Raw genomic sequence first — 25,481 nt, forward strand, 5'->3', positions numbered from 1 at the left:
GCAGCAGCAGCAGCAGCAGCAGGAGTGACGGCAGCGGCTCCGGGTGCCTCCAGTCAGCTCAGCCAGACCTACGGAAGACGCTGCTCGCGCAGGAGCAGGCGCGCCAGTGAGCGCTTGTGGACCTCATCGGGACCGTCGACAATGTGCAGGGTGCGCCCGTGGGCCCACATGGAGGCCAGTGGGAAGTCATCGCACAGACCCGCCGCGCCAAAAACCTGCATCGCGCGATTGACAACGTTGGTCATGACAGCGGGCGCGACAATTTTGATCATGGCAATCTCTTTCTGGGCCGCTTTCTTGCCCAGGGTGTCCATCATCCAGGCGGCCTTGAGCGTCAGCAGACGGGCCTGCTCAATCTCCAGGTGCGACTGGGCGATCCATTCTTGAATGACGCCCTGCTCCGCCAGCGGCTTGCCAAAGGCAACCCGCGTCTGGGCCCGGCGACACATCAACTCTAGCGCATACTGGGCCGCTCCGATGGCCCGCATACAGTGATGGATGCGCCCCGGCCCCAGGCGCGCCTGAGCGATGGCAAAGCCGCTGCCCTCCTCCCCCAGGAGATTGCTCGCTGGCACGCGTACGTTCTCAAAACGGACCTCGCAATGGCTCTCGTTATCGAGATAGCCCATCACCGGCAGGCTGCGCACAACGGTCACTCCCGGCGTGTCGCGCGGCACCAGGATCATGCTCTGCTGACGATGACGGTCGGGATGGTGAGGATCGGTCTTGCCCATGACAATGAAGATCTTGCAGCGTGGACGCGCCGCTCCCGAGATCCACCATTTGCGCCCATTGAGGACATACTCGTCTCCCTGACGCTCAATGGTCAACTGGATGTTGGTAGCGTCCGAGCTGGCAACGTCCGGCTCGGTCATAGCGAAAGCCGAGCGTATCTCTCCCTCTAGCAGCGGTTTGAGCCATTGCTCTTTCTGCTCCGGCGTGCCAAATTCCGCCAGGATTTCCATGTTGCCAGTGTCGGGCGCCGCGCAGTTAAAGACTTCCGAGGCCCAACTGACGCGCCCCATGATTTCGGCCAGCGGCGCATACTCCAGGTTGCTCAGGCCCGGCCCGTAGCGGGGATCGGTCATGAAGAGGTTCCAGAGACCCTCAGCCTTCGCCTTCTGCTTGAGTTCATCGACGATCTCGGCATGATGATGGGGATTACCCGAAGCCTCTATCTGCCTTCGATAGGTCTCTTGATTGGGATAAATAGAGCGCTCCATGAAGTCAAGGAGTCGCTGCCGTAGCTCATTGACTTTTTCTGAGTAGGTGAAATCCATCGCTTGCTCTCCTTGGTTGGGGATGGCACAAACAGACCTCTCCAGTCCGCAGACGCGCGCTTCGATCCAGGTCTGATCAGCCGTTAGCCGTTAGAGCGCCTGGGCCCGCGGCGCCAGAACATGCTCACGGAAGAAGGCTAGCACACGCTGCCAGGAGTCTTGCGCCGCTTCGGGGTGATAGCTGGAGCCACGATCATTAAAGAAGGAGTGCCTGGCTCCCGGATAAATCTTGATGTCGTGCGGAATCTGGTAGGTGTCCAGGACAGCGTCAAGCTTGCGACCAGCTGGGGTGGTGAAGTCTTGCTCGGGATAGGAGCCAACCACCGGGCAGGCGCGCTTGACAGCTTCTAGAGGCCGCGGATTCATGCCGTAGAAAGGGGCAATGGCCCGCAGACGTTCGTCAGTGCAGGCCCAGGCAATGGCCAGACTCCCCCCCATACAGAAACCAATGGCCCCAAGCCGCTCTCTGTCGACCGCCGGTTGCTGGGCCAGGAAATCGAGGGCATGGCGCAGATCACGCACTCCTCGATGATTGAGCGAGTTGAAGACGAGACCGCTCATCATACGAAACATGCAGACGGTGCGGTTCCCAGTCGAGAAGAGGTCAACGGCCAGGGCCACATAGCCCTCGCCAGCCAGACGCAGGGCGATGTCTTTGATGTTGTCGTTGAGACCATAGATCTCGTGGATCACCACGACGCCGGGATAGGGTCCCTTTCCTCCCTCCCTCTGCTCGCTGCTCGCGGTCGGCAGTGCCAGAAATGCAGCGAGCTGCCGCCCTTCGGAGGGAAATGTGACCATCTGCGTCACAGGTTGAGCCATCTGGGGTCTCCTTTGCGTGGCCGTGTATTTCTTTGCCTGCTCAAATTATAGTCTCTTCCCGCTGACCGGCTTCAAGCCTCTCTGCACTTCTTGCTTGCTCGTTTGTTTATTTGCTTGCCAGCAGCATCGCTGCAGAAGGGGGAGAAGAGTAGGAGTAAGCTGGACCAGGCCACCAGCGAGGTCAGAGGATTTCTATCCAGCGCAACGCGCAGCTGCTGTGGTCAAGGAGGCCAGCGCAGTTGCTTGAGCGTAGTCCGTCTATGGGATCAACAGGCCCCCCCTGATGACCCGACTCAGCAGCAGGAGAGCGATAGGGAGGGCACCGTCTCGCCAACATTAGCCCGCCACAGCGAGCGTTGAGATTACGACGTACTCGAAAGAGATGGAGCACTATAGCAAGACTGAAGAGCAGAAGCAGACCGATGGCGCTGCAGGCTGCTGAGCCTCCACTCGAGCCGGGCTGGCAGTATCTGATAGGATGGCCTCGGTCGGGAAGCCTTCGCAAAGGGCAGACAGGAGGCTTGGACCATCTCCCTTACTTTTTGCGACGGCGCTCCAGCTCTGTGTTCATGGCCCGCGTAGCGCGCAGCAACAGTTCGTCGCTGGAGACTCCGCGGGCCGGGCTGATGATATAGGCCATCTCCTCGGGATGCTGGCCGGCTCGGAGCGGCTCCCAAACCTCAAGCACAATGCGTCCCAGATAACGCTGATTAGGGGTGCTGCCGATGATCGGCTTCCCTTCCAGGCCACGAAAGAGATCGTAGCCGCGTGTAAGATAGGCGGTTGGTCGTGGCCTCTGCGACTCGGGCTGTTGCTGATTGGACATAGGACTCCCTCCTTGCTTATCACCTTTTTTAGAGCAGAGAATCAAAGAACTTCAATACCAAGGTATGGCTCTTGAGTCATTATATCCTGATCCTGGTATGGTCGTCTTGCTAGCTTACTGGAGAGCGAGACGGGCAGAGAGAGCCGAGAGAGCCAGGGGAGCAAGGGGATCACCAAGATCGCCGGCGACAGGCCTGGCACGCGCCCCTGTTGGCGAGCCATGTGAGGCAAGTGATCCCGTAGCCCGCCAACTGCCACGGAGCCTGGCGTAGTCCTGTAATATGCGAATGGAAGCAAGGCCCACTAAGAACGCCTCTCGCCTTCCTCAGCCAGCTATCTGGTGCGCCAGACCTCCAGAGCAATGGCAGTCGCACGCTCCTCACCAACCAGGCGGGCCAGGCGTTTGTGACAGCGCTCCATATTGCGAATGCGAGCCGTAATAAAGCGATGCTGAGCGGCACCTGCAGCCAGCCCTGTCAGGCCCCAGCGAGCGGCCTCATACTCGTCCTCCAGGCGCTTTCTTAGTCGCGCGATCTCGCTCTCACACATACTTTTGCCTCCTGTTACACAAGATGCCTACAGAAAGCGTAACTTTCCTATTGTCGCCAACTATGCTACAATCCTCATAGGGGTATGCGATGGCTTCTATTCAGAAGCATAGAATCCCTTTACATCTTTGCATACAAACAGACTAGTTAGTACGAGAGAAGGCCCCTGGGGTGGGGCAGCGCGAAACCTGCTGTCTGGTCAAGCGAGCACAAGAAAGGAGGCTCCTATGAGCGCGGGTGGCTATCATTATGGGAAAATCATCCGGAAATATCGCGAGCGGCGTGGCCTGACGCAGCAAGAACTGGCGGAGCGCTGGCCACGTTCCCGAGGAGGAACGGGGGTTGACTGGCGTTATGTCCAGGCCATTGAATACGGCAAGAAGCGGATCACCGCCCCGAACACCCTGCGCCGTCTCTGTGAGCTGCTGGAGATTCCTCCGTGGGAATTCGGGCTTTCCTCCTACGATCCCTTCAATCCCCAGGCGACCCACCTCATCAAAAGCCAGCTCTTTGAGGAAACCCTGGCAGTGGCCGAAGCGCTACTCAGGCAAACTCTGGCCATGAGGCGTCTGGCTCCCCTCCCGGAAATAGAGCAGCAGGTGCAGCGCCTCGGGCGCTTTCTGGAGGTCTGCCGCAGCGAGCTGCCGCCACCCTTGCGCCAGGAGCAGCGCCTGCAGGCTCTGACCATCCAGTACCAGAGCCTTGTCGGGCTGATGCACTACGAGCACCGCCGCTACGACCGTGCCCGCAGCACCTTTCAGGAGATGTTGACTGCGGCGCGGCAAGCGAGGGACCCAGTCTTGACCGCCCATGCCCTCCAAAAGCTCGGCGTCGAACTCAAGCGCATTGGACGCTACACTGAGGCCATCAGTGCCCTGGAGGAAGCGCGCGATCTCTCGCTCAAGATCAGCAAACCGCTGGCGGCCTTCACCAGCGCCTACCTCAGCCAGATGTACGCCATTGCCGGCGACGCACTGCGCTTCGAACGCACGATCGAGCAGGCCATCGCCCTGGCCGAGCCTCTCAGAGGAGCTTACGGCGACGGGAGCGATTTTGTCTTCCACAAACTCAGCGGCATCTTTCTCCTACGCTCGCGTGGCTACCTCTACACCAACCAGCCCCAGAAAGTCTTAGAGAGATACGAAGAATTACACCGTCAGATCTCTCTTGACAGGAACCTCTGGCTTGATTACCGCCTTCACCTTTACCGGGCCCAGGCACTTTTACGCCTGCACGAGGTCGAGGCCTGCATCGAAGAGGCTCGGGCCTTCCTGCAGGCAGTCACCGGCTGGCAATCGCCTCATCGCCTGACCAAAGGGCACGAACTGCTCAGCGAGATAGAGCGTGCCGGCTACAGCGGCCTGGCCATCGTGCGCGCCTTCAGCCAGGAGCTGCAGGAACATCTGCAGCAAGCACGCAACGAGATGTCCCAATGAAGTGAGCCGGAGCAGATCAGCTTGCCAGTACGCCAGCCTGGTCCAGCTTGGTGCCGTTACTCTTCTCTCTCGCCTGGCCAGTGCGGCGTCTCACGTTCCATCCTGTTGATCTCGCGACAGCTGACAGCGAATCCAGCGCGGCTGAATCTGCTCCAGCGGCTTCGTCTCCATAAACAGTGAGAGCTGGCGATCCTCACGAAACAGCGCCTCAAAATCCTCGGGAGCAAAGGCCTTCCGCAGGCGCGCGGCGTAGGAGCTGGTCAGCAAGCGAATATAATACTCGACATCGTAGTCGCGGCGCTCGGCCAGCTCCCTGCTACTCTGGCGTACGCGCTCCACCGTCGTCAGCGGAGCCTCTTCCTCAGCCGAAGCCGGCGCCAGCGCCAGCCACTCCTGACCAGCGGGCACCTCCTCTGTATTCTCATCGGGCAGCCAGATATACTGCTTCTCGGCGGACCGATAGAAGCGCACCCGCTCGCCGGGAAACCAATGGTGCCGTCCCGCCCTGATCAGTGCCTCATAGGCGGGCTCCTGATGGAGCTGACGTGCAGCAAAATAGGCCTCTGGCGTCTTTGTCAGCCGCACCTGAGTCGCCACTGCTGCGGCAGGCAATCGCCGGGCGCGCAGCGCCTCGACGGTCTCCAGATAGACAGCCCGCACCTCATGGACCTTCCCCAGCATCGTCGCCAGCAGAGCACGCCGCAAGAAGCGCTCGCCGAACGGCTCGGCGCGACTGGAGCGAAGAGCCACGCCGTGGACGATCAAGCGACCATCATAGGTCAGCAGAGCATAATTCTTCACCTCATGGCTGAACATAGCCCGATAACGTCCCTCATACTCCAGACGAATGCCCGAAGGCAAGCCCACCCCAATCTCGGCCACCAGGGTTCGCTCTTGTTCCTCACCCCACTCGGGTGGGACCGCAAAATAGACGCCATCGGTATCGGCCTCAATCAAAGCCAGCCCCCGAGCGCGCAGCCCCTCCACCACCTGATCCAGAATGGCCCGCCCACGGCGCGTCACCTCAGCCGCAGCCTGGGCATCGGCGAAGAGCGCCATCTTGCCGGCGCCCATATAGCCGTAGGCCGCATTGATCAGAATCTTCATCGCGGCCTGAGTCGCGGCATGGTGATTGGCCTCGACCGAGCCAGGAGGAGCCTGGCGAGCTGCCTCCTTATGCTGCAGGCGCAGATCCGTCAGACGTCCCAGGATACTCAAAAGCACCCCCAGCCGATCGCAGCGCGGACCAATGGCGAAGGAGCGCATCAACGAAGGATAGAGCGAAGCCACATCTGCCTTGACCACATGCTCCGCTACCCCCGTGGCAAAGAGATGCACTGCTCCACCCTCATGCGAGCCATCACCCTCGGCCTCCTCCACAGAAGGACGCGGCGGCGCCGCTCCCGCACGCAGATAGCTGCGCACCAGAATCGGCTCCAGGACTCCCATTGCCGGACCCGCCGAGACCAGGCGCTCGTAGCGACGGGGCGCCATGCTCGCCAGAGCGAAAGGGGCCCCCAGCAAGCGACGCGACAGGCCATCTACCTCCTCCACATCATCTAAGGCATAGCGACGCACTCGCTCAGGGTCGCGCCGATAGGTCTCTACAATATCCATCCCGGCAATGTAGGTGCGCTCCGCCGAGGCAATGCCGAAGTAGCGCGCCACATCCTTTAAGGCGTAGCTCGGCATATCGCGCACCACAAAATCATGGCGACGCACGGCATCCAGCGTATCGACCAGCTCCCGGCCCGCCACACTATAGCGCAGGCGCCGACGCGCCTCCGGACCGATCGCCAGCGTCTCCTGATAGCGCCGGAGGCGGCGCGCCGCCTCCGGCGCCCCCTGCCGCCCGAGGATCAGAGGCACCCCCAGCACGCGCCCACGCTCTTCCAAGAATGGCAGATCAAAGCCAAACAGATTATGATTCTCAATGACATCAGGATCGCGCTGGCAGATCAAATCACACAGCTCGCGAATCAGACGCGACTCATCCCCCTCGCGCGGCGCCTCTAGCGTCGTTGCCAGGCCGCGACTATCGCGCACCGCCGCCAGGAAAATGCGCCCTCGATGAGGATCAAGCGCCGTTGTCTCCAGATCAACCTGCAGACGATGGAGATCCTCATAGGCCAGGCCACGAAAGTAGACCTGGCCCGTCTGCATCAAATACTGCTCCACCGGCCCGACCGCGTAGTAATCCTCCAGCTCGCTAAGCGACGCCAGCCGCCGCCCCAGACGACGCGCAGCCCCCTGCAACAGCAAGCGCTCCAGGTGGCTCTGATCAGCACAGAACAGCAGGAAACGATAGGCTCCCCCCGGCCCATCCAGCTCGCGATAGTAGACCAGCCCTGGGGGCGCCTCCGACGGCGGAGGAGGCAGAACAGCAATCTGCAACAGGCGCCCGCCCAGCGCGGCCAGATCCATCAGAGAGGTTGCCAGTACCCACGGCCAGAAACGCTCACGCGCACAGCGGACGTGCTCACCCTCACGGCGCCAGACCACAGCCTCGCCCCGGCGATTCGCCCAGACAGAAACAATGCCCGGAGTCGGATTCCAGCCAAAGAGGTAAGCATCTTCTTGCTCTTGCGAGCAGAGCGAGACCATCGCCCTGTCGCCGGCAGCCCCCTCAGCAGAAATCATAACCATCGCTCTTCTCACTGCTCGCTGGCGAGAGTTGAGTAGCAACACCTTTAACTTTTGTTCTAAGCTTAACACGTTCAGGCCGCCGAGCGCAAGAGAGCCAAACGTTGAATAAGGTCTTTGATCGGTAGCTTGCTTGAGAGAAGAAAAAACCTGAGCAGCATCAGTCAAGACGCTCACAAGAGTAGATCAGAAAAGCATCTGGGGAGCCGGAGCAGAAGACTCACAGCAGGTGTGAGTAAACTTCTACTCCGGCAGTGGAGAGGGAGGCAGACCGCCGGGAAACCAGTGAAAGGAGTAAGAAATCTGCTGACGGCTCGAGGCCGTCGCCGGCACTGATCATCTCAGCGACTGAACCGCGACCTGTCTTCCATCCCCCAAAGGCGGTCTGCCCTATGGCTCATGAAATCTGCATTGCCCGAGTGAGAGGCTCAGCTCAGTCTGGTCAGTCTGGCTCTACTGAGGTTGGACCGTGCCGCGGCGCGTACACTGGATAACCACCTGATGATTGGCCTGATCCAGCTTTAACGTACACGGCGCACCATTGATCGTCACCGTGCCAGAGCAGCCCTGAATGACTCGCCCATTGACCGAGCAATCGACGGTTGTTCCCTGGCCATTGCCGTTACCGTTGCCCCCACCATTGCCGCCCCCATTGGGGACATTAATGGTCGCATCCACCGCCACACCGTTGGCATCGGTCGTTACCGTAATCGGATCGGGCAGATTGATCAGCGCCTGACAGTTCAGCTCCTGATAGGTGGTCACGAAGCGCTGGGCCAGGAAGGTAAAGAGCGAATTCGCCGCTCCCGCATCGGGCGAAGGGCTGGCCTGGGTAAACTGCTGATCAAGCTTCAGACGAGCCGGCGCCACATTGACCAGATTCTGACAGTAGGTAGCCGTGCTGGCCTGGTTGAGCGAACCCACAGGAGCCTGATCAACCCCAACGCGATAGGCATTCAGCTTGCGCAGATCGAGCTGATCATTGTTGAGCACCATTGGATCACCGGCAGGCACAAGGGCCACAGGCTGCTTCTGATAGAGGGCAGCCTGCAGCTCATTAAGCGGCAAGGCCGCCACCGTATGGCCGGGATCAGCCAGATCGGGCGCCATCCAGGGCGTGCAACCAAGGGCACTATCGAGACCGATCGATAGCAGCCGCTCATCGCTGCCGTTGGTTTGCACCTGCGCTCCCTGCAGAGCAGCAACATTGGCAGCGGTCATCTGAGCAATACGCCCATCGGCGGTCACCAAATACTCAGTCACCACGTTGTCGCTCTGATCCTGGTCAACCAGGCTGAAATCTCGCGTCGTCGGGCAGGGCTGGCCATCTTTGGCCGTGCCGATCGGCGGAACCTTCAGCCGCCCACTGCGAATGAGATAATTGGCCGCGGCGAAGAAGGCTGGGGCATTGCAGTAGGCAAACTGACCAAAGATACTGCCATTGACTCCGTTGACGCAGCGTCCCTGTCTCAGGCTGCCATTGTTATCAACCAGGGTCAGATTGTCGCCATTGAAGCCGAACCAGAGTCCGACCACCGCCCCTTGGGGCAGCTTGGGCGGGGTCGGCTGGATCGCCGGCTGCGTGCCCTGGTCGACAACGAGAGGATTATAGATAGAGATCTGCCCAGTACGGGGGTCCAGAATGGCCCCCTGGACAAAGGCCGCCTGCGCCGGGTTGGCCTCATGACATGGCCCATTGGCGGGATTGGTGGCAACCAGTTGGTAGGGCGTCGCCAGCCCCTGGGCGCTCAGTGGATTAGGCGGCACGATGAGCGAACAATCGGTATTGTCGTCAGCCGCCCGCGAGGTCAGGTGGGGCAGCACCAAGACCCCCGCCGCAATCAGCAGCAGGAGCAAGGGAATGCTTACCCCCACCAGAATCGGCCAGCGGCGACGTGCTCTCCGTGATCCCTCGTACATCGATAACGGTGCTTGCTTCCGGGACATAGTAGCTGGTTACCTTTCCTTTCCACAGGATGATGCCGCCCCTCAGCGGATATCACCAGTGCCATTCAGACAACTGGTAGGCAAATATAAAAGGGAAAGAGCGATGAGAACCTTCACTGCACCCACCCTCTGCCGCGCCCCCACCCCCGCTATCCCCCCCTGGCCTTCAAGCGGGCCTCCCTGCTCACCCGCCCGCCTATCCCCGCCCACGACCACACTTTGACCCGGCAGAGAGCACTACGACACAGACTGGTTCCTGTTCAGCTAGCCCTATACAAGCATAGAGCAGATGATATGATCCATATGCATCTACCAATCCGAGGCTAATAAAAAAGTACCGGTACAGAGTTGAGAAATCTCAACTCCAGCCTCAGCTTTTTCAGGAAATCAGTACCAGGGAAAAATGTCCTGTAAAGGATTCGCAACTTGAACGTGTAAGGGGGATCGTCCTCCGGCGGTACGAGCCTGGGAAGGGATGATGGCCACTCTCAGGCCAGTCGGTGGCAAGTGGTGTCTGGGAGAATCGGGATCGGGTGCGCGTGCGGCAGAAAAGGCAGTCTGCTTCACCATCCAGGCGCGGCCAGAAGCCCGCCCTGGCCGGCCTGACGGCGCTTAAGCGAGCGAGACGGCCCTCAAAATTCACGAAAAGTTAACGTCCTGGCTGATTGTATTTTAGGATGGGCGTGGTATAATGTGAGTGTGATCGGGGATCTAGCAATCCTTCAGTAGCAGTTCAGGTGCTCCTCACCTGCCGCTCAGGACTTCCCCATTGAGATCACCACAGGCAGACCTTCTGGCGGGAACCAGGCGAATTATAACTGCAGCCGGACCGTAACAGTCGGTTCATTCAGCCCAGTGTGTTCAGAGGAGCGAACACAGAGTACAGAAGAGGTTTTTTTACCCATGATGTCTTACGAGGATTACCAGGATCGTGTTCTTACCTGCCGTGATTGTGGTCAGGACTTTGTCTTCTCTGCCGGCGAGCAGGCCTTCTTCGCCAGCAAAGGGTTAACCAACCCCCCGGCGCGCTGCCCTGATTGCCGCGCCGCCCGCCGCAATGGCTCCCGAAGTCAGTCTTCGCCCCGTTCCTCTCGGGAGCAGTACGAGGCTGTCTGCTCCAACTGTGGACGACAAACCACCGTTCCTTTCCTCCCTCGCGAGGATCGCCCCGTCTACTGCAGCGATTGTTACCAGGAGATTCGCTCCTCCCGTGGCGGGCGTCGCGATGAGAGTCGGAGCTATAGCTACTCGGGCAGCTATGAGGGAAGCCACGGACGCGGGCGTGAGCGCCGCGGTGGGCGCCGCTGGTAGTCGATACTCCCGCCTTTTCCGCTGTCTGACTGAGGCTCTGTCTCTTCGACGACTGCCGGGGTTCGTTTCAGCCTTCCCGGTCTGACGCCGTCCGGCTTCGTCCGTCACTAGCAGTCCCTCAACCTCCACAGCAGGCAGGAACGAGCTTCCAACGGAGCAGGTTGATCCGCTCACAGCAGAACTCAAGAGGCAGGATGAAGGTCAGACCTTCGTCCTGCCTCGCTCCTCGTCGGTCTATCCGCTCAGCCCGACCCCACCTCTTACAAGAGACTGCCGGGAAAGTTCTCCCTTTTAAGGGGTAGGAGGCAGAGCTGAGTCTGAGTTAAGACAGCTCAAGGCTGCCAGACGCCCCCAGATCTGGGCTAACCCATTCCGGCGCTCTAGGAGGCCGCCTGTGAGGCCTCCCAGTCGCTCCGAAAGGTCGTCTGCAGCGTCGCCAGCACCTCTTCATCAGCTACCAGGATGCCCACTTCACGATTGCTTTCAAGGCCCGACGGCGAGCAATTCTCTGAGCCGACAAAAGCCTCTCGCCCGTCTATGACGAGCATTTTGGCATGCATATAGAGCTGGCCATCTTCGCGTACCGCCACTCCGCCCCTCAGCAGCGTGGCGATGCCTTCAGCGTTTGGATCATTTTCCGCGCGCGGGGCCGGCAAAATGACCTGCACCCTCACCCCTCGTCGCTCTGCTGCAACCAGGGCGGCTTCAATCTGCTGGTCCCGCATCTCTTCCTCTTCAACGAAGACGGTTCGCTGCGCCTCGCTGATCAGTCCCTGGAGAGCGGCCCGCGCGTTGCCCGGGCTAATGACGAGATGAGCGTCGTTGATCGCGGAGCCACTGGTCGTGCGCTGCCAGTCGGCCTCGAAGAGGGCGCTCAGGTTGCTGACATCCCCGGGCCAGGGATCGACGATCCCATACTCACGGTTGGCGACGCTGCGGTTCCCTCCCAGGGCTGCCCGGCTGAAGTTGCCAGTCATGATATAGGCACGCGCTCCATCCACAATCATCAGTTTGGCATGGGTGAGCGGGAAAGCAGGATTGGCATAGCGCGCCTCGACGCCAGCAGCGCGTAGCTGCCGTATGGTACCTGCGGGCGAGCCACCGCCGTAGGGATGAGGCTCTAGCATCACACGCACGGTCAGGCCCCGTTTAGCCGCTTCCTCCAGGGCCTGAATGACGCTACGATCGGTGAGCAGGTAGATCTCAACAGCGAGCGAGCGCTGAGCCTCAGCAATGGCCTGCAGAATGACCTGCTCGCCAGCTTGCGGCTCAACAAAGAGCTGGACGCCTTTGACCCCAGGTCCGGGGGTCGCCGCGGCTGGGCGAGAGGCGGGACGGACAAGAGGGGACGGCTGCGCCGCCTGGGCTATGATCCCTGGTCCCGGCAGCAGTAGTGGCCAGACGAGAAGCCAGAGCGTCAGCGAGAAGAGGATGACAGGCTGCCATCGCCAGCTTCTGCTCTGAAGATGCGACATTGCCATGCCTCCTGGCTTTCAGGGATAGGTTTGTGGTATTCAGCGCCTTGGCGGCTGGCTCTGCGGATCGCCCATCAGTAGTGCCATCCGCTTGCTCAATGAACTACAGCCAGTATAGCTAGCCGTCCCAAGGCCAGAGGAGAGGCTACAGGCAGCGCTTCCCATCGATAGGAGCCGGTTGGCAGCCCAGCATAGCAGGAGGGAGCATCAGGACGGGGACGGAACTGCATATGAAACGGAGGGCGGAGCGCCATTGCTCCGCCCTCCCCTCTTGGAGGCAGGCTCACGATGAGCCACCACTACCGATCAGGAGGCTCGCTTAGGAATGGGTATCGTTCAAGGCAACATCGTCTACGAAGAAGTTAGTGACCAGCGACGAATCGGTCGTCCCCTGGAAGTAGACCTGGATCTGCTGCCCGTAGTAGCTGCTCAGCGCCGAGGTCAGATCAAAGGTGTACTGCGTCCAGCCAGCGGCATTGGCATTACACCTGGTCTGTACGGTTGTGATCGTCGAGCCACTAGAGTTACGGATGCGCACGTAGAAGTAGTCGTAGCAGGTGCTGCCCGACTCTTGCGTGCTGATGTAGAGCCAGTAGCTCAGAACCACCTTGGTCGTCGTGCTGGGCAAGGTGACTGTCTGCCAGATCTGATCATTACAGCCGTTATAGCCGCAGAGGTAGGCGCTGTAGCTGCCCGTGTGCGGGTTCGTCGAGTCGACGATCTCATAGCCTCCCGAGGAAGATTCCTGCCAGGGGGTGCGACCACTCTCGAAGCCAGCGTTGCTCAGCAGCTGGGTGGTAGTGCCACCGCCGCCACCGCCGCCACCGCCACCACCACCGCCTCCGGAGGTGCCAGCGACGTCACGTGCAAAGTTCCACACATCGGGCGAGCCGATACCAGTCGCCAGATCGTAGCCCGTGGTGGCCGAGTAGTAGAGGTTATTCCCGCTGGTGATATCGTGATAGGCGCTATAGGTCTGTGTCGTATTATAGAGGCGGTAGATGGTAGCGCTGGCCGAGCCAAGGGTGGCTTTGCCCTGCGAGGTCAGGTACTGGTTGACATCAGCCGCCACGCCGGCCCAGAGAGGAGCTGCTGCGCTGGTACCACCAACGGCCAGCCAGCCAGAGCTGGAGCAGCCTGCCGCAGTAACAGTACAGTAGACCGAGTAGCCTGTGGCCGGGTCGGCATCCGCCGAGACATCCGGCACCATTCGATTGGCATTGGTCAGATTCGGGCCGGTCTGGTAGGAGGGACGGGCGAAGTAGGAGCTGATGCCACCACCGCCGCCCGAGCCATGTGGGCTGCGCTGCGTGTCGCTGGGATTCGACCAGGCTGACTCACTGCTGTAGGTGCCGCCACTCCCAGTGACCAGATGCGTTCCCCCAACGCCGACAACATACGGATCATCGGCGGGCGAGTCCACGGCCAGACTGTTGTTATCACAGTCATAGGCACCCGAGTCACCAGAGGCAGCGAAGAAAGCCTGGCCCTGGGCCGCTCCCTGCTTGAAGATGTTGTCAAGGGTGGCCAGCTCTGAGGTTCCCGCCGCCGCTTCGCATTCACCCCAGCTGATGCTGACGACCTTGGCCAGGTTGTCTGTCACAATACGATTGTAGGTGTCGTTGACCCCTGTGACAGTGTTGGGTCCAATGTAGATCTTCTGGTTCGCACCTGGCGCGATGGCCGAGACGACTTCCATGTCCAGCTCGACTTCGATCGCTCCCGAGCCAGCGGTGTTGGTCGCTCCATCTACCAGGACATTGGAATATTTCGCTGACCCGAGGCCATAATAGCTCAGGTAGGCATTGACATCCGAGGCCCGGTAGCCGTCCAGCTCAAAGATGGCCACGGTCTGGCCGCTGCCGTTGCTCCCACCATTGATGAGCGAGTTCATGTCATAAGCGGTACGCAGCTCGCTCGGAGTGTAGCCACCACCAGGACCAGTGTGCGGCATCTGGCTGCTGCTGAGACGCTGCAGGCCCAGGGGACGATAGTGGGCAACGTTGTCAAGGCCCGCAATGTTGAGAATCAGACCGCCAAGCTCCGCCGGCACGGATGGCTCACCGGTCGGCGCGTAGACGGTACGATTCCCCATCTGATAATCGGCCAGCGTGATGGCAAAAGCCTGCTCCACCTGGGCAACGCTCCCGCTGGCGCTGATGAGTGTGCGGTTGGACGAGACGCTGTTGACGCGCAATCCCTGGGCACGCAGGTAGGCCACAACCCGGTTGACAGTCTCGGGCGTTGGCCCAAATTGCTCGCTGAACTGCTGCGGCGTGAGGTAGTGATGATACAGTGGAGACTGCGGATCATTCTGCGCCGCTAGCAGCGCATCGAGTTGGGCTTCGTTGCGAAGCTTGAGTGCGATCGACAGCTGCAGGGTGTGGCTGGCACTCTCACTGTGGAGTGGCTTGTGATTCCTTAGCAGCGGGACCATATGCCCACGAATCAGACTCCGATTGGTCGGAGCCTCTCCATGCAGCTGGGCATAGGCAGCGGATGGCACAATCAGAAGGAGTAGAGCCGCCACACTACTGGCGCTGAGCGCAAGCAGGACAATGGCTAGGCGGCGCGCAGATCGGAAGAATGTTGCGATGTTCATCGGCACCTCTAGCTTGTAAGGTCGGTACGACTGTGTACCGCTAGACTTGGCCGGACAACATGGTCAGAGACAGCCTATCATCAGGTAGTACAGGCAAAAGGTGGATCGGCTAAGAGGTCAACCTTCGGGTCACCTCCGCCAGAGACAGGAACACCTCGCGGGGGTTGAGGAAGACACCTCCTTTGCTTGCAGTGCACGTATCTCAGCTCGTCAGACAGCTGAATATCTGTAGCAGAAGAGGCCACAGACACAGGAGAAACTCTACTCGTGGTCCACGTGCAGGAAGCAGCTGGCACCGGGGAGTCATACATCCCCGCTTGCTTCCTTTATACAAGACGAGCCTATAGTTAATAATACCGATGCAGATCACGTCTGTCAAGTATATAGGACCGGGACAGAGATACCGTCATCTCTTCCGTTTGCACAGAAACGCTAAAAAAGCGCAAGGAGGCCAGGAGGAGGAAGAGCATGCAGCCGGTACCAGCCGAGAGCCGGGCTCTCAGTCCCGAGCAACAGGCGCTCACGCAGGTTCTGACTCAAGGGCCAGGAAGGAGCGCACGAAGACGTATAATTATTAGCAGATGTAGAGATATGCCAGTGAGTACGAAAGAAAGAGCGTTCCACGTCCGTGAACAGATCGTCGACCACAGCAACGCCAGAGGGCAGCGTGCCCGCCAGTCATCGCCAGCGGCTCAATACCTTCCGCGCCCTGCGTCATCGCAACTACCGTCTACTCTGGATCAGTCTGGTTGTCTCCTCAGTCGGGACCTGGATGCAGATCGTCGCCCAGAGCCTGCTTGTTCTCAAGCTGACCCATAACTCGGCCCTGGCCCTGGGGGTTGTCTCTCTGGCTCAGGCCAGCGCTTTCCTTCTCTTTGCGCTCATTGGGGGAGGAGTAGCCGACCGCATCGACCGTCGCCGGCTGCTTCTTTGTACGCAGAGCATCTCGATGGGGCTGGCTTTTCTGCTGGGGGTGCTGACCCACTTGGGAGTTATTCAGGTTTGGATGATTGTCCTGATTGCCTTCGGCAACAGTATCGTCCTCAGTTTCGATCAGCCGGCGCGCTCTGCCCTCATTCCCCAACTGGTGCCGCGGGAAGACCTCATGAACGCCATTTCGCTCCAATCTGCTGTTTTTAACGGAGCGGCGGTCATAGGGCCCTCGCTGGCCGGTCTGACTATCGGCCTCATCCACTACGCGGGCAACTTCTTCCTCAACGCCGTCAGTTACCTGGGCGTCCTGATTGTCCTCTTCCTCATGCGCGTCCCGGCAGGCGAGGGTCAGGCAGCGGCACCTGGTGCCCATGCTGGCAATCTCCTGGGATCGATCCGTGAAGCGCTGCAGGTCATTGGGCGCGACGCTGTTCTGCCCTGGGTGATCGCGGCCTACGGCGCTTTGTTGTTCTTCAATCCCTCGGCGGCCATTATCCTGCCCTATTTCTCCGTGCAGGTGCTCCATCTGACGCCGTTTCAGCTTGGCCTCCTCTTCTCGGCCTCTGGCATTGGCACTGTAGCGGGAGCGCTGGGGCTGGCTTCCCTGGGGGAACTCAAGCGCAAGGGGCGACTACTCATGCTGGCTTTTGGTCTCTGGGCTGTGGCCCTGCTTTTGTTTGCCCTGAGTCATCTCTTCTGGCTCTCGCTGCTGACCCTCTTCCTGGTTGGCGCCATGCAGAACGTGATTGCTGCCACCACCATCACGCTGATGCAGACGCGCGTTCCTGCTCAGATGCGAGGACGTGTCATGAGCCTCAACACGCTGATGATCATGGCAATCAGGCCCCTGGGAGATTTCTGTGCGAGTGGTCTGATCGCGCTCATGGGCGGTCCCCCGACCGTGGCCTTAGCGGGGGCCATCGTCGGCCTGCTCAGTCTCCTGCTTGTGGGTGGGCGTCCAGCCGTGCGTCACCTCGCAGAGCCAGGCGCTCACCCACACTAAACCAAACCGGAGCGACTCCGCTGCGGGCCGCGCTCCGGCCTCAGCCTGGACTGACAGTGACAGCGATGACCTGGGGACTGCTCTGCAGGGGGTTCTGCCCGCCATCACTGGCTGTAATGGTAATCTGACCCCGCAACGTTTTCAGCAGCAGGCGCGGAGGCGTGACGTAGACCGCGATGGTCGTTCCAGAACCGTTCTCGCTACCGCTGGCCTGACTCAGATGGAGCCAGGAGGCGCTATCGCTATCGACGCTGGCAACCCAGGCCACCGGGCGAGGACAGCCACCGTCAATGCGCAGGGAAAGCATCTGCGGGGGCGGATTTGGCTGCAACAGCGAACTGTTGAAGCTCAAGCTACTGGGGGTGACTTCGAGTACGCAGGGAGCCAGAACCGTTAAGGTCACTACTACCACCTGCACCTGCTGGCTGGGGTTGGCCGGCAGGCCATCGGCAGGCTCCAGCGAGACACTGAACTGGCCGTTATAGCTCCCCGGCGTCAGGTTGGCCGCATTGACACTGACACTCAGTTGGGCCGTCTGGCCAGCCGCCAGGGAGCCGCTGAGAGGCGCCACACTCAGCCAGGGAGCCGCGATCGTGTTGAGCGTCACCGACCACAGCAGCGGATGCTGGCTAGCGCTCAGCAGGACAGAGCGCGCCGCCGGCGGCTGGCCTCCCTGCTCGATCGTAAAGCTGAGGCTGTTGGGCGAAAGGGTCGCCCCCAGCGGAGTACGACCCGGGCCGCCAGTGGTCGCCGTTGTGGTGGCACTGCCGCTTGTGCCGCCTGGAGCCGCCGAGGTTAGCCAGTTCAAAAGAACCGCCACCGTTTGTGTTCGCTGCTGCATGGAGAAGAGGATAAAACCACTATAGGTACCGGCGCTTAGCTCGCTGAGGTCCACGCTGACATGGACACTCATTCCGTGGGCTACATCGACCCGCCCACTGGCCGGATCAACTTTGAGCCAGCTCGCCGAGGTAAACGCCTGCCAGCTCAGGCTGGAAGCGCAGCCCGGTGCTAATCCCAACTCAAGCGACTGATCGCTGGCACTATTCTGCCCTGAGCCGATCGTAAAGGTCAGGCTCTGCGAGCTTAAGGCTAGGCGACAGGCAGGCAGGACCGTGAGCGAGACCGCCAGCACCTGGGTCGCTGTCGCCGCTGGGACCGAAGAGCGCGCGCTGCTCACCTGGACAATGGCCAGGTAGAGACCGGGCAGCAGATGGGTCCCCTGGGCTGTTATCTCCAAAGACAGACTCTCACCAGCGGCGAGCTTTCCCTGGCCCGGCTTGAGCTGGAGCCAATCGGCGCGCGCCGGCAGCGGCGCATCCTGGCTAGCCTCGGGCGGTACCGTCAGACGGCTGGACCAGGTCACCGCCTCACGCGCGGGATTAGCCAGTGTGGCAAATTGTGCTGCGGGCGCTGGACCACCATCGCTGAGCGAGAAAGCCAGAGCCGCCGGCGTCAGTAAGAGCGGCCACGCCTGCCGACCATTGTCTGTGGTAGGGATCGCTTCAACCCGCATCGTCACCTGGACATGCAGCGAGGGGCCGCTATCAGTGCTGAAGGTGATGGTCCCGTGATAGAGGCCTGGCCGCAGATTGGCCCGTGACCCTGCGATCAAGATTACTTGACGCTCGCTGAGCACACCTTGTGTCGGCGTAGTCAGAAGCCAGGGCTGATCGCTGCTCGCCGTCCAGGAGAGGCTTCCATCGCCACCGTTGCTTAACCACAGGGGCGCCACGCTATTGAGACCTTGCACCGCCGCGCCCAGGTCCAGACTGCGACGACTGACCTCCAGAATCGGCGAACGCAGCGGACCACCGGCCAACACCTGAACCGTCGTACTGGCCGTATAGTGGGTGGCGACATCTTCGGCCTGAATGGTATGGCTACCGGGACTCCAGTCGCGCCCAATGGTGACGGTTACATCGGCGCTACCTGCCGCCCCCAGGTGAACAATGGAGGCCATCCCCACAGGCGCCAGGGCCTGACCAACATCGTAGCTGAAATAGACCTGGGCAAAAGCCGGAAAATGATCGAGATGGAGATGGACAGCCTGGCCAGCATGGACCAGCGTCGGCATGGCCGTCAAGAACGGCGGCTGTCCTACTGGCATGGTCGGCTGATGGATCCCCGCGAAATGTGAGCGGATCAGCCACCCATTCAAGCTAATGAGCAAGAGCGCCAGGAGCGCCAGCCCGACAAAAAGCCAGCGCAACCAGGGCCTGCGTCCTGGCTGGCTCCACCATAGCGCCCAGCCCCGGCCTTCTAAGAGCCTGGGTCCTCTCCTGGCCTTCCTGAAACTGGCGAGATTGGAGCCAGACGATGAGCCGCCAGGTCGCGCCCCATCCACCCCATTGGAAGCGGGTAGACTCGTTACCGACGTCGCCCGCATCGACTCTGCTCCTCCAGCTGGCTCGCCATCGCGTTGGGGGGGCCTCCAGCTCCAGGCTCCCAGCTCCTCAGACCAGTCCTGGCGCCGCCGGGCCATCCTGGACCAGCGCCAGGCTGGCCAGCTCTGGTTCGCCTCACCATGCTCAAGCGGGGGAAAACTGCCCTGAGCCCCTCCCTCTCGACCTGTTCTCTGCTCTGATCCCGGCGCCAGCGTAGAGCGCACCCGTGGATCAGCCCCATCTTCCTCTTCCCAAACCCCATCAGCAGCACTCATCGGCACCGTCGGGAAGCCACGCAGTGAGGATGGCAGCCAGTCATCACTATCCGAAGAAAGCCCAGCTACCCGCCGTCCTTCATCTCTCGGGGGAAAAAGCTTCTCTTGCTCAGCGAGGGCATGACGTTGCAACAGCAGTGCCCGACACTCGTCGCAAAACACCACCCCTTGCTCACATGACCTGTTGCAGTAGAGGCACCGATTCATTGTCACCAGACCCTTCCTACACTCTCAAGCCGCATCCTATGATCCTATGACCAACTCAGTCCAAATAGACAGCTCTGGTACTGCTATGAATAGATAACGAAGAATTCACGAGTGAGTCACTCTAGAAAAGGCGGCAGCCCATTCGTCTTGATATTATCAGGCACAGGGAGCTATTGTCATCCCCCATTTCTCTCTTTCATTGACACCATGCAGAAGTGCCAGTTATACTCTCCTTGCTCTGGAATGAGGCAGTCCAGTAAGCGCGCGCTAACAGCAAGCAAGCGAGAAAAGAAGAGGGGGAAACAAGATGTGGCAAGAGGTTGGAACAGCACCCCTGGTCAACTGGAGCAGTGACCGACAGCAGCAGCAATGGTCGCCTGTGGATGACAGTCCTCATGCCTCGGTGGAGGAACTATGCGCGAGCGCAATCGCTATATCGATAGAGTGATCGGCCACTATCGGATCATTGCCGGCCTCGGCAATCGACCAGCAAGCAGCGCCTATCTGGCTCAGCATCTGACAGCCCCCGGCCACACAGTGGTGATCAAGTTCTTCCACCCTCCTTTCCCTCGCAATCGCGAGCAGTATTTTCGCGAAGTGCGCCTGTTGCGGATGCTGCGCCATCCGCACCTACTTCCCCCGCTAGAGAGCGGTGTCGACCAGGACGAAGTCTACCTGATGAGCGAATATGCGCTGCGCGGCTCGCTGCGCCAGCGGCTGGCCCGCCAGGGAATGGCTCCGCTGAGCCTCTCCGAGGCGGGGGCCTTGTTGCAGCAGGTCGCTGAGGCCCTGGCTTATGCCCACCACTTCAATGTGACGCATGGCAACCTGAAGCCGGAGAACATCGTCTTCAATACCAAAGGAGAGCTATGGCTCACCGATTTCAGCTGGGCCACGGCGATCGACGGGGAGCCGCAGCTGCGCCCTGGCAGTTGGCCCTACATGGCCCCTGAGCAGTTCGAAGGGAGGGCAAGCCGCGCTAGCGATCAGTATGCCCTGGCCTGCCTCGCCTATGAGCTGCTGACTGGACGGCCCCCTTTTAGCGGCACGGATTTTGCAACGCTGGCCCGGCAGCACACCCAAGAGCAGCCGGTAGCCCCGACACAGCTCAACTTGCTGCTACCCCGCCGGGTGGATGAGGTGCTCCTGCAAGCCCTATCCAAAGACAGTGACCAACGCTTCCCCACCGTCAAGGAGTTCATGGCAGCGCTCTTCCCGGCAGCTGGCACCACTCCCGCTGGCAGCCTGCCGGCACCAGCCAGCAGCAGTCTCCCGCACCTACCCGCTGCCAGCGAGATACGTTTCCTATCAGCGGGACGAGCCAGGCCATCCCCTTTCGAGTTCTCGCCGGCGAGCGGCGAGCTGTCCCGCCCCAGCGACGCCAGCCACGTCCCCGAGGCCGAGAGTTCCAGCCCCAACCTCAACCACCTTCTTGGCCTCGGAGGGCTGCAGCCTGGCACGCCCGACGCTTCAGCCGCGAGTAGCGAGGCCAGCAGTACTCAAGAGCAGGCAGGGACTTTCACCAGCAATACATCGACAGAGGAAGAGATCTCGATCTATGAGCAGGCGACCATCCCACAGCCAGCCCTGCCCAACCAGAGCCAGACGACAGCGCCAGCCGCTAGCGGAAGCGCCCTGGAACAAGCAGGAGAGCTGCATCAGCAAGCCAGCGAGGCGGAGGAGGCAGAAGCCTCAGCCACGCCCGTCCTCCTCTGGAATGAGCAACCTACATTAGCCAGTGAGAGCGTCAGGCCAGGGCCAGCTGTCGGCAGCACAGCAGGTCTTGCGGGAGCGGGCGCCGGTCTTCGCGGCAGCCCGGGCCAGGGCGTCAACTATTGGCGCGAGGCCAGTCAGGGACGCTGGATTCTCATGGGGGCGGTCAGTCTCCTGGTTATCCTGAGCCTGCTCATCATCTTGCTGCTGCCACTGCTCTCAGCCGGCCTATGGCGTCAAACAGCCCAACTGACACCCACCCTCTCAACAAGCACCGTCATGGTCACAGTGACCCCGACGCCTTCGCCCTCACCCAGTCCGACGCCTTCGCCTTCACCTACAGCCACACCGACGCCTTCACCCAGCCCAACGCCCAGCCCGACACCGCGTCCCACGCCCACGCCCACGCCTACGCCCACCCCTCCGCTGCTGGCCGTCAGTCCAGCTCAGCTCAATGGATCAAACAACTGTAGCCATGAGAGCTTCACCTTCCGCTGCCAGGTCACGCTCTCGCTCTCCTCCGCCGCCAGCGATACCACCCAGTGGTCGGCCAGCAGCTCAAACGTGCGCGCCTTCTTCGCACCACAGCAAGGCTGGCTAGAGCCTGGCAGTCAACAGCAAGTCACAATCTACATCTACGCCTCCTGCCCGCGTCAGGGCCTGCTGCTCTTCCGCACCCAGGATGGCACCTCGGCGCAGGTCAGCTGGACCTGCTAGCACCAGCCAGGAGGTCCGGCAGGGGTAGCTGCCCGGCGTTCCCCTGCTGCCGCCCCTGCGCCATCCACCCCTCTCCGGGGGAGTGCCTCCCTCACTGATAGCGCAAGGCCTCGATCGGTGTGACCCGCCCCGCCTGCCAGGCCGGCAAGAGCGCCGCCACCAGCGAGGCCACTAGAGCCAGGCCGATGATGAAGGCCAGCTGGCCCCAGGGAATGACAAAGACCAGGCCGGTCTGATAGCGCTCAAAGAAATTGGCGGCGAACAGATTGCTCGCTAGCAGCAAACCCAGCACCAGGCCGATCAAGCTGCCGAGCACCGCCACCAGGACGGACTCCCCCAGGAAGGCCATCCTGATCAAACGACGGCTGCACCCGAGCGCGCGCAGCATCCCAATCTGTTGGCGCCGCTCAATCACAGCGCGCGTACCCGTAATGGCCAGGGCCGCTACCCCTAGCAGGAGCGCCAGCCCGACAATGCCGATCATGATATCGCTGAGCAGGATGCGCGGCCCACGCACTTCCCAGATGGCATCTTCCAAAACGGTCGTCTCCAGACCCTCATCGAGAAAGGCCGAGCCAAGCTGCAAGGCCAGCGCTCGCTTATCCTGACCTGGTGCCACCTTAAAGTAGTAAGCCTGGACCTCGGGATTGTTCGGGTCGGGCGCAATCGAACCATAGAGCCGCTGCGAGATGTAGAGTCCGAAATGATCTCCGTTGCTGTTATCAACCACACCAATAATGGTGAGCTTGGCGACCGAGGCATTGAGCAAGGCAGAAAGATCATCGCCCCCCGGCGAGCGCGTCACCCAGAGGCTTTGCGGCGCGAAGCTCGTCTCTCCCAGGGAGATCCCACTGAGAGCAAAGGTATAGTAGGGATCAAGACCGGGCGGCGTGAGCGGTACCCCGGCCTCACTGGCCGTCGGCGCCGAGGGATCATAGACCCCTGGCGAACCGCGGGCACCCAGACTGGCCGCCAGGGCGCTGCTGTCAATCAAGGCGTAGTTCGGATGCTCTTGCAGCGCCTGCCAGACAGCAGCATCACTGCTGAAGCCGCGCGCGCGCGCCACCAAATGCAAACCATAGCCCTGGAGAAAGCCCCCACTGATCACCTGAGCCGGATAGAGCCGCCAGGCCGGCTGAGAGGCCGTCGGCTGGATCACCCCCACCAGTGTCGTGGTTCGCACTCCGATGGCGCTGAAAGCCCCAGGATCAATGCCGTGCCGGGCCAGCATAGCTCGCAATTGCTCATCAGGGGCCTCTTTTCCCTGGCTGGATAGCAAGGGCCGAAAGTAGGGAACAGCCTGAATGTCGTAGCCTCCAGTCTGGAGATTAATGTCGGTGTAGCTGTGCTGCATGGCCGCCGTGATCACGGTCATCACGGTCAAAGCAAAAACAACCAGACTGAACATCGTCACGCTCAGCCCCATACGAAAGCGATAGTGCAGCGGATAGGAGGCCATCAGACGAGCCAGCAGATGCAGACGTGGGCGCACACGCGAGAGCGCTAGCAGCGGCCTGACCAGCAGCTCGCCGTTGGCAACAAGGGCCCAGACGATCCCCAACGTCATCATGAAACCAGCCAGAAAGAAGACTTCGATGCTGGAGCGAAAACGCACCAGGCCCAACGAGGCGAAGAGATCGAAGGGAACAGCCCAGTAGGCACAGATGAGCAGGCCAGCAATGGCCGGCACCAGCCGCTCGCCGAGACGACGAACCTGCGGCTTGTATCTGGCAGGACTGAGGGCCAAAACGCCAGTCTTCAGGAACAGGCAACCACCAATGACCAGGAGCGAGAGGCCCAGGGAGAAAGGAGCTACCAGGCGCTCCGTCAAACCATAGGAGAGCAGCCCGAGGCCCACCAGCAGCGGAAGCAGACCCGCGAGGACCAAGGCCCTCCCGCTCTCGATAAGCAGCTCGCTGAGATAGCTGAGCAGGCGACGACTGCGCTGACGCAGAGCCTTCACCACTAACCCAAGTAGCCCCCTCAGCTCCGCCAGGGTGAGCGATCGCCGCTCCGGCTCCGGTAGATTGCGCAGAGCCTCCACTACAGTCATGCGACTCACTAACCAGGCAGAGACCGTCACAGCGCAGAAGGTGAAGATGGCCCCAAGACAGTAGGCAATGAGCAGGCTGCGCGGCTGAAAGGTCAGCTTGAGCGGGAAGTCAAAGCGCTCCAGCACCGGCCCGAGCAGCAGCACTAACAAGGCCCCAATGGCCACACCGAGCGCCAAGCCGATGAAGGAGGCCAGCAAATCGTAGAGCGCCCCCTCGAAGAGAAAGGTCAAGACCAGATGACGACGCAGCACACCGACAGCCCGCGCCATGCCCATCTCAACCCGCCGTTCCGCTGCGAGCAGCACGAAGATGAGAAAGATGAGCAGCATCCCAATAGCCACAATAAAGAGGGCGAACAGAACGAAGATGCGCGAGAAAATGTCTTGCGCCTTCTCCGAATTCAGAATAGCGAGCTTCTTGACCTCAATGACGTGGACGTTGCGCGGGATGAGCCGCTCTAGCTTCTCTTCAACGCGATCGGAGATGGCAATGCTATCGGGTCCATCGCTACCGTGATTAGCGACAAAGATTTGCGTGATGGCGTTGCCGCACTGCTCGATCCGGCGGAAGAGCTGAACCTGACTGACGATAAAAGGGGTCTCGCCTATCATGCCGCTGCTATCGGCAATAGCGCGCACACGCACCTCATAGCGCTGCCCTGGCCAGCGCTGCGAGTAGAGATAGAGGCGATCGCCCGCATGAGCGTTTAAAAGCTGCGCCAGCGTCCGATTCAAATAGACCTCGTTGCGACCCAGCGAGGCGAGATGTAAACGGCCCTTGCCATCCTCAGCCACAATACCCCCAAACCCATCCTCGCTACCCGGCAGAGCAGCCAGAGCCGTTACAGCCGAGCGCACCTGACGCGAGGTCTGGTCGGCCACCAGCAGGCCATGTTCCATGATGGCCGCCCCCAGAGCTGCAATGTCAGGGTCGCCACGCAGCCGCATCCGCAAGCGATAATAGACGGCCTCGTCGAAGAAGCCCAGATCGCCAGAGCCACCCTCGATCGCCTCATCAACGTTGCCCACATTGTAGGTCGCTACACTGCGCACCGCGCCCGTCATGACATCACCGGTTGCCAGGGCGCTAGAGAGCAGCGTAGTCGATAGCATGAGCGCGAAGATGATCAGCATCATCTGCGTGCGCCGCCGCGGGATGTTGCGCACACCAATCTTAAAAAAAAGCCGATTGCCCAGCGCCAGTACCAGAACCAGCGCCACAATCGCCGAGGTGATGGTCAGCAGGATGGTGCTGAGCGTATCAAGTGGGATGCCAAATAGTTCCGTCATGCCACTTTCTTGCA

General features: G+C 60.8%; 13 protein-coding genes and 1 pseudogene. 4 read left to right on the forward strand and 10 right to left on the reverse strand.

Annotation, left to right across the window (positions count from 1 at the left end; translation table 11 throughout):
• Positions 1 to 68: 68 nt before the first annotated feature.
• The 4 genes from N688_RS19410 to N688_RS19425 form a co-directional block, all read right to left on the reverse strand.
• Positions 69 to 1,280, reverse strand: a complete 1,212-nt coding sequence (locus tag N688_RS19410; protein WP_052890825.1) for an acyl-CoA dehydrogenase family protein — start codon at positions 1,278 to 1,280, stop codon at positions 69 to 71.
• A 90-nt stretch (positions 1,281 to 1,370) separates the two neighbouring features.
• Positions 1,371 to 2,102: a dienelactone hydrolase family protein gene (locus N688_RS19415; protein ID WP_052890826.1), complete on the reverse strand. Its 732-nt coding sequence runs from the start codon at positions 2,100 to 2,102 to the stop codon at positions 1,371 to 1,373.
• Between the two features lie 535 nt (positions 2,103 to 2,637).
• On the reverse strand, positions 2,638 to 2,928 hold the full coding sequence (locus tag N688_RS19420; RefSeq protein ID WP_052890827.1) for a hypothetical protein: 291 nt from the start codon (positions 2,926 to 2,928) through the stop codon (positions 2,638 to 2,640).
• Positions 2,929 to 3,260: 332 nt separating this feature from the next.
• Entirely contained in the window at positions 3,261 to 3,476 is a 216-nt protein-coding gene (locus N688_RS19425) for a hypothetical protein (protein ID WP_052890828.1), read from the reverse strand.
• A 226-nt stretch (positions 3,477 to 3,702) separates the two neighbouring features.
• On the opposite strand from N688_RS19425, the gene N688_RS19430 reads away from it, so the two are divergent.
• Entirely contained in the window at positions 3,703 to 4,911 is a 1,209-nt protein-coding gene (locus tag N688_RS19430) for a helix-turn-helix domain-containing protein (RefSeq protein WP_052890829.1), read from the forward strand.
• Between the two features lie 90 nt (positions 4,912 to 5,001).
• Here N688_RS19430 and N688_RS19435 read toward each other — a convergent pair whose 3' ends face one another.
• Together N688_RS19435 and N688_RS19440 are read right to left on the reverse strand one after the other, a co-directional pair.
• The gene (locus tag N688_RS19435) at positions 5,002 to 7,557 is read right to left on the reverse strand and encodes a DNA polymerase domain-containing protein (protein ID WP_202901971.1); all 2,556 of its coding nucleotides are present in this window, start codon (positions 7,555 to 7,557) and stop codon (positions 5,002 to 5,004) included.
• A gap of 450 nt (positions 7,558 to 8,007) precedes the next feature.
• Positions 8,008 to 9,501: a hypothetical protein gene (locus N688_RS19440; protein ID WP_202901972.1), complete on the reverse strand. Its 1,494-nt coding sequence runs from the start codon at positions 9,499 to 9,501 to the stop codon at positions 8,008 to 8,010.
• A gap of 906 nt (positions 9,502 to 10,407) precedes the next feature.
• Between N688_RS19440 and N688_RS19445 the strand changes: the two are divergent.
• A pseudogene (locus N688_RS19445) lies at positions 10,408 to 10,713 on the forward strand (zinc-ribbon domain containing protein); the annotation flags it as partial.
• 479 nt (positions 10,714 to 11,192) lie between these two features.
• Here N688_RS19445 and N688_RS19450 read toward each other — a convergent pair.
• A complete protein-coding gene (locus N688_RS19450; RefSeq protein WP_052890830.1) occupies positions 11,193 to 12,287 on the reverse strand; it encodes a phospholipase D-like domain-containing protein in 1,095 nt (364 codons plus the stop codon).
• A 319-nt stretch (positions 12,288 to 12,606) separates the two neighbouring features.
• Positions 12,607 to 14,889 (reverse strand): protease pro-enzyme activation domain-containing protein, encoded by a 2,283-nt coding sequence (locus tag N688_RS19455; protein ID WP_052890831.1) that lies wholly within the window; start codon positions 14,887 to 14,889, stop codon positions 12,607 to 12,609.
• Positions 14,890 to 15,517: 628 nt separating this feature from the next.
• On the opposite strand from N688_RS19455, the gene N688_RS19460 reads away from it, so the two are divergent.
• Positions 15,518 to 16,825: an MFS transporter gene (locus N688_RS19460; RefSeq protein WP_052890832.1), complete on the forward strand. Its 1,308-nt coding sequence runs from the start codon at positions 15,518 to 15,520 to the stop codon at positions 16,823 to 16,825.
• A gap of 40 nt (positions 16,826 to 16,865) precedes the next feature.
• Here the strand turns inward: N688_RS19460 and N688_RS19465 are convergent, their stop codons facing one another.
• Positions 16,866 to 19,694 (reverse strand): BACON domain-containing protein, encoded by a 2,829-nt coding sequence (locus N688_RS19465; protein WP_238321124.1) that lies wholly within the window; start codon positions 19,692 to 19,694, stop codon positions 16,866 to 16,868.
• A gap of 414 nt (positions 19,695 to 20,108) precedes the next feature.
• Between N688_RS19465 and N688_RS19470 the strand changes: the two genes are divergently transcribed.
• Positions 20,109 to 22,124, forward strand: coding sequence for a serine/threonine protein kinase (locus N688_RS19470; protein WP_052890834.1), 2,016 nt, complete (start codon positions 20,109 to 20,111; stop codon positions 22,122 to 22,124).
• A gap of 91 nt (positions 22,125 to 22,215) precedes the next feature.
• On the opposite strand, the gene N688_RS19475 is transcribed toward N688_RS19470, so the two are convergent.
• A complete protein-coding gene (locus N688_RS19475; RefSeq protein ID WP_052890835.1) occupies positions 22,216 to 25,467 on the reverse strand; it encodes an ABC transporter permease in 3,252 nt (1,083 codons plus the stop codon).
• Positions 25,468 to 25,481: the final 14 nt, after the last annotated feature.

The sequence above is a fragment of the Thermogemmatispora carboxidivorans genome, from assembly GCF_000702505.1.
Classification (GTDB): Bacteria; Chloroflexota; Ktedonobacteria; order Ktedonobacterales; family Ktedonobacteraceae; genus Thermogemmatispora; species Thermogemmatispora carboxidivorans.

What these genes read in the sequence shown, in the direction of transcription:
- N688_RS19435 (WP_202901971.1), bottom strand. Translation starts at nt 7,557, where the DNA reads ATGGTTATGATTTCTGCTGAGGGGGCTGCCGGCGACAGGGCGATGGTC.
- N688_RS19450 (WP_052890830.1), bottom strand. Translation starts at nt 12,287, where the DNA reads ATGTCGCATCTTCAGAGCAGAAGCTGGCGATGGCAGCCTGTCATCCTC.
- N688_RS19420 (WP_052890827.1), bottom strand. Translation starts at nt 2,928, where the DNA reads ATGTCCAATCAGCAACAGCCCGAGTCGCAGAGGCCACGACCAACCGCC.
- N688_RS19410 (WP_052890825.1), bottom strand. Translation starts at nt 1,280, where the DNA reads ATGGATTTCACCTACTCAGAAAAAGTCAATGAGCTACGGCAGCGACTC.
- N688_RS19470 (WP_052890834.1), top strand. Translation starts at nt 20,109, where the DNA reads ATGCGCGAGCGCAATCGCTATATCGATAGAGTGATCGGCCACTATCGG.
- N688_RS19430 (WP_052890829.1), top strand. Translation starts at nt 3,703, where the DNA reads ATGAGCGCGGGTGGCTATCATTATGGGAAAATCATCCGGAAATATCGC.
- N688_RS19415 (WP_052890826.1), bottom strand. Translation starts at nt 2,102, where the DNA reads ATGGCTCAACCTGTGACGCAGATGGTCACATTTCCCTCCGAAGGGCGG.
- N688_RS19440 (WP_202901972.1), bottom strand. Translation starts at nt 9,501, where the DNA reads ATGTCCCGGAAGCAAGCACCGTTATCGATGTACGAGGGATCACGGAGA.
- N688_RS19455 (WP_052890831.1), bottom strand. Translation starts at nt 14,889, where the DNA reads ATGAACATCGCAACATTCTTCCGATCTGCGCGCCGCCTAGCCATTGTC.
- N688_RS19465 (WP_238321124.1), bottom strand. Translation starts at nt 19,694, where the DNA reads ATGAATCGGTGCCTCTACTGCAACAGGTCATGTGAGCAAGGGGTGGTG.
- N688_RS19425 (WP_052890828.1), bottom strand. Translation starts at nt 3,476, where the DNA reads ATGTGTGAGAGCGAGATCGCGCGACTAAGAAAGCGCCTGGAGGACGAG.
- N688_RS19475 (WP_052890835.1), bottom strand. Translation starts at nt 25,467, where the DNA reads ATGACGGAACTATTTGGCATCCCACTTGATACGCTCAGCACCATCCTG.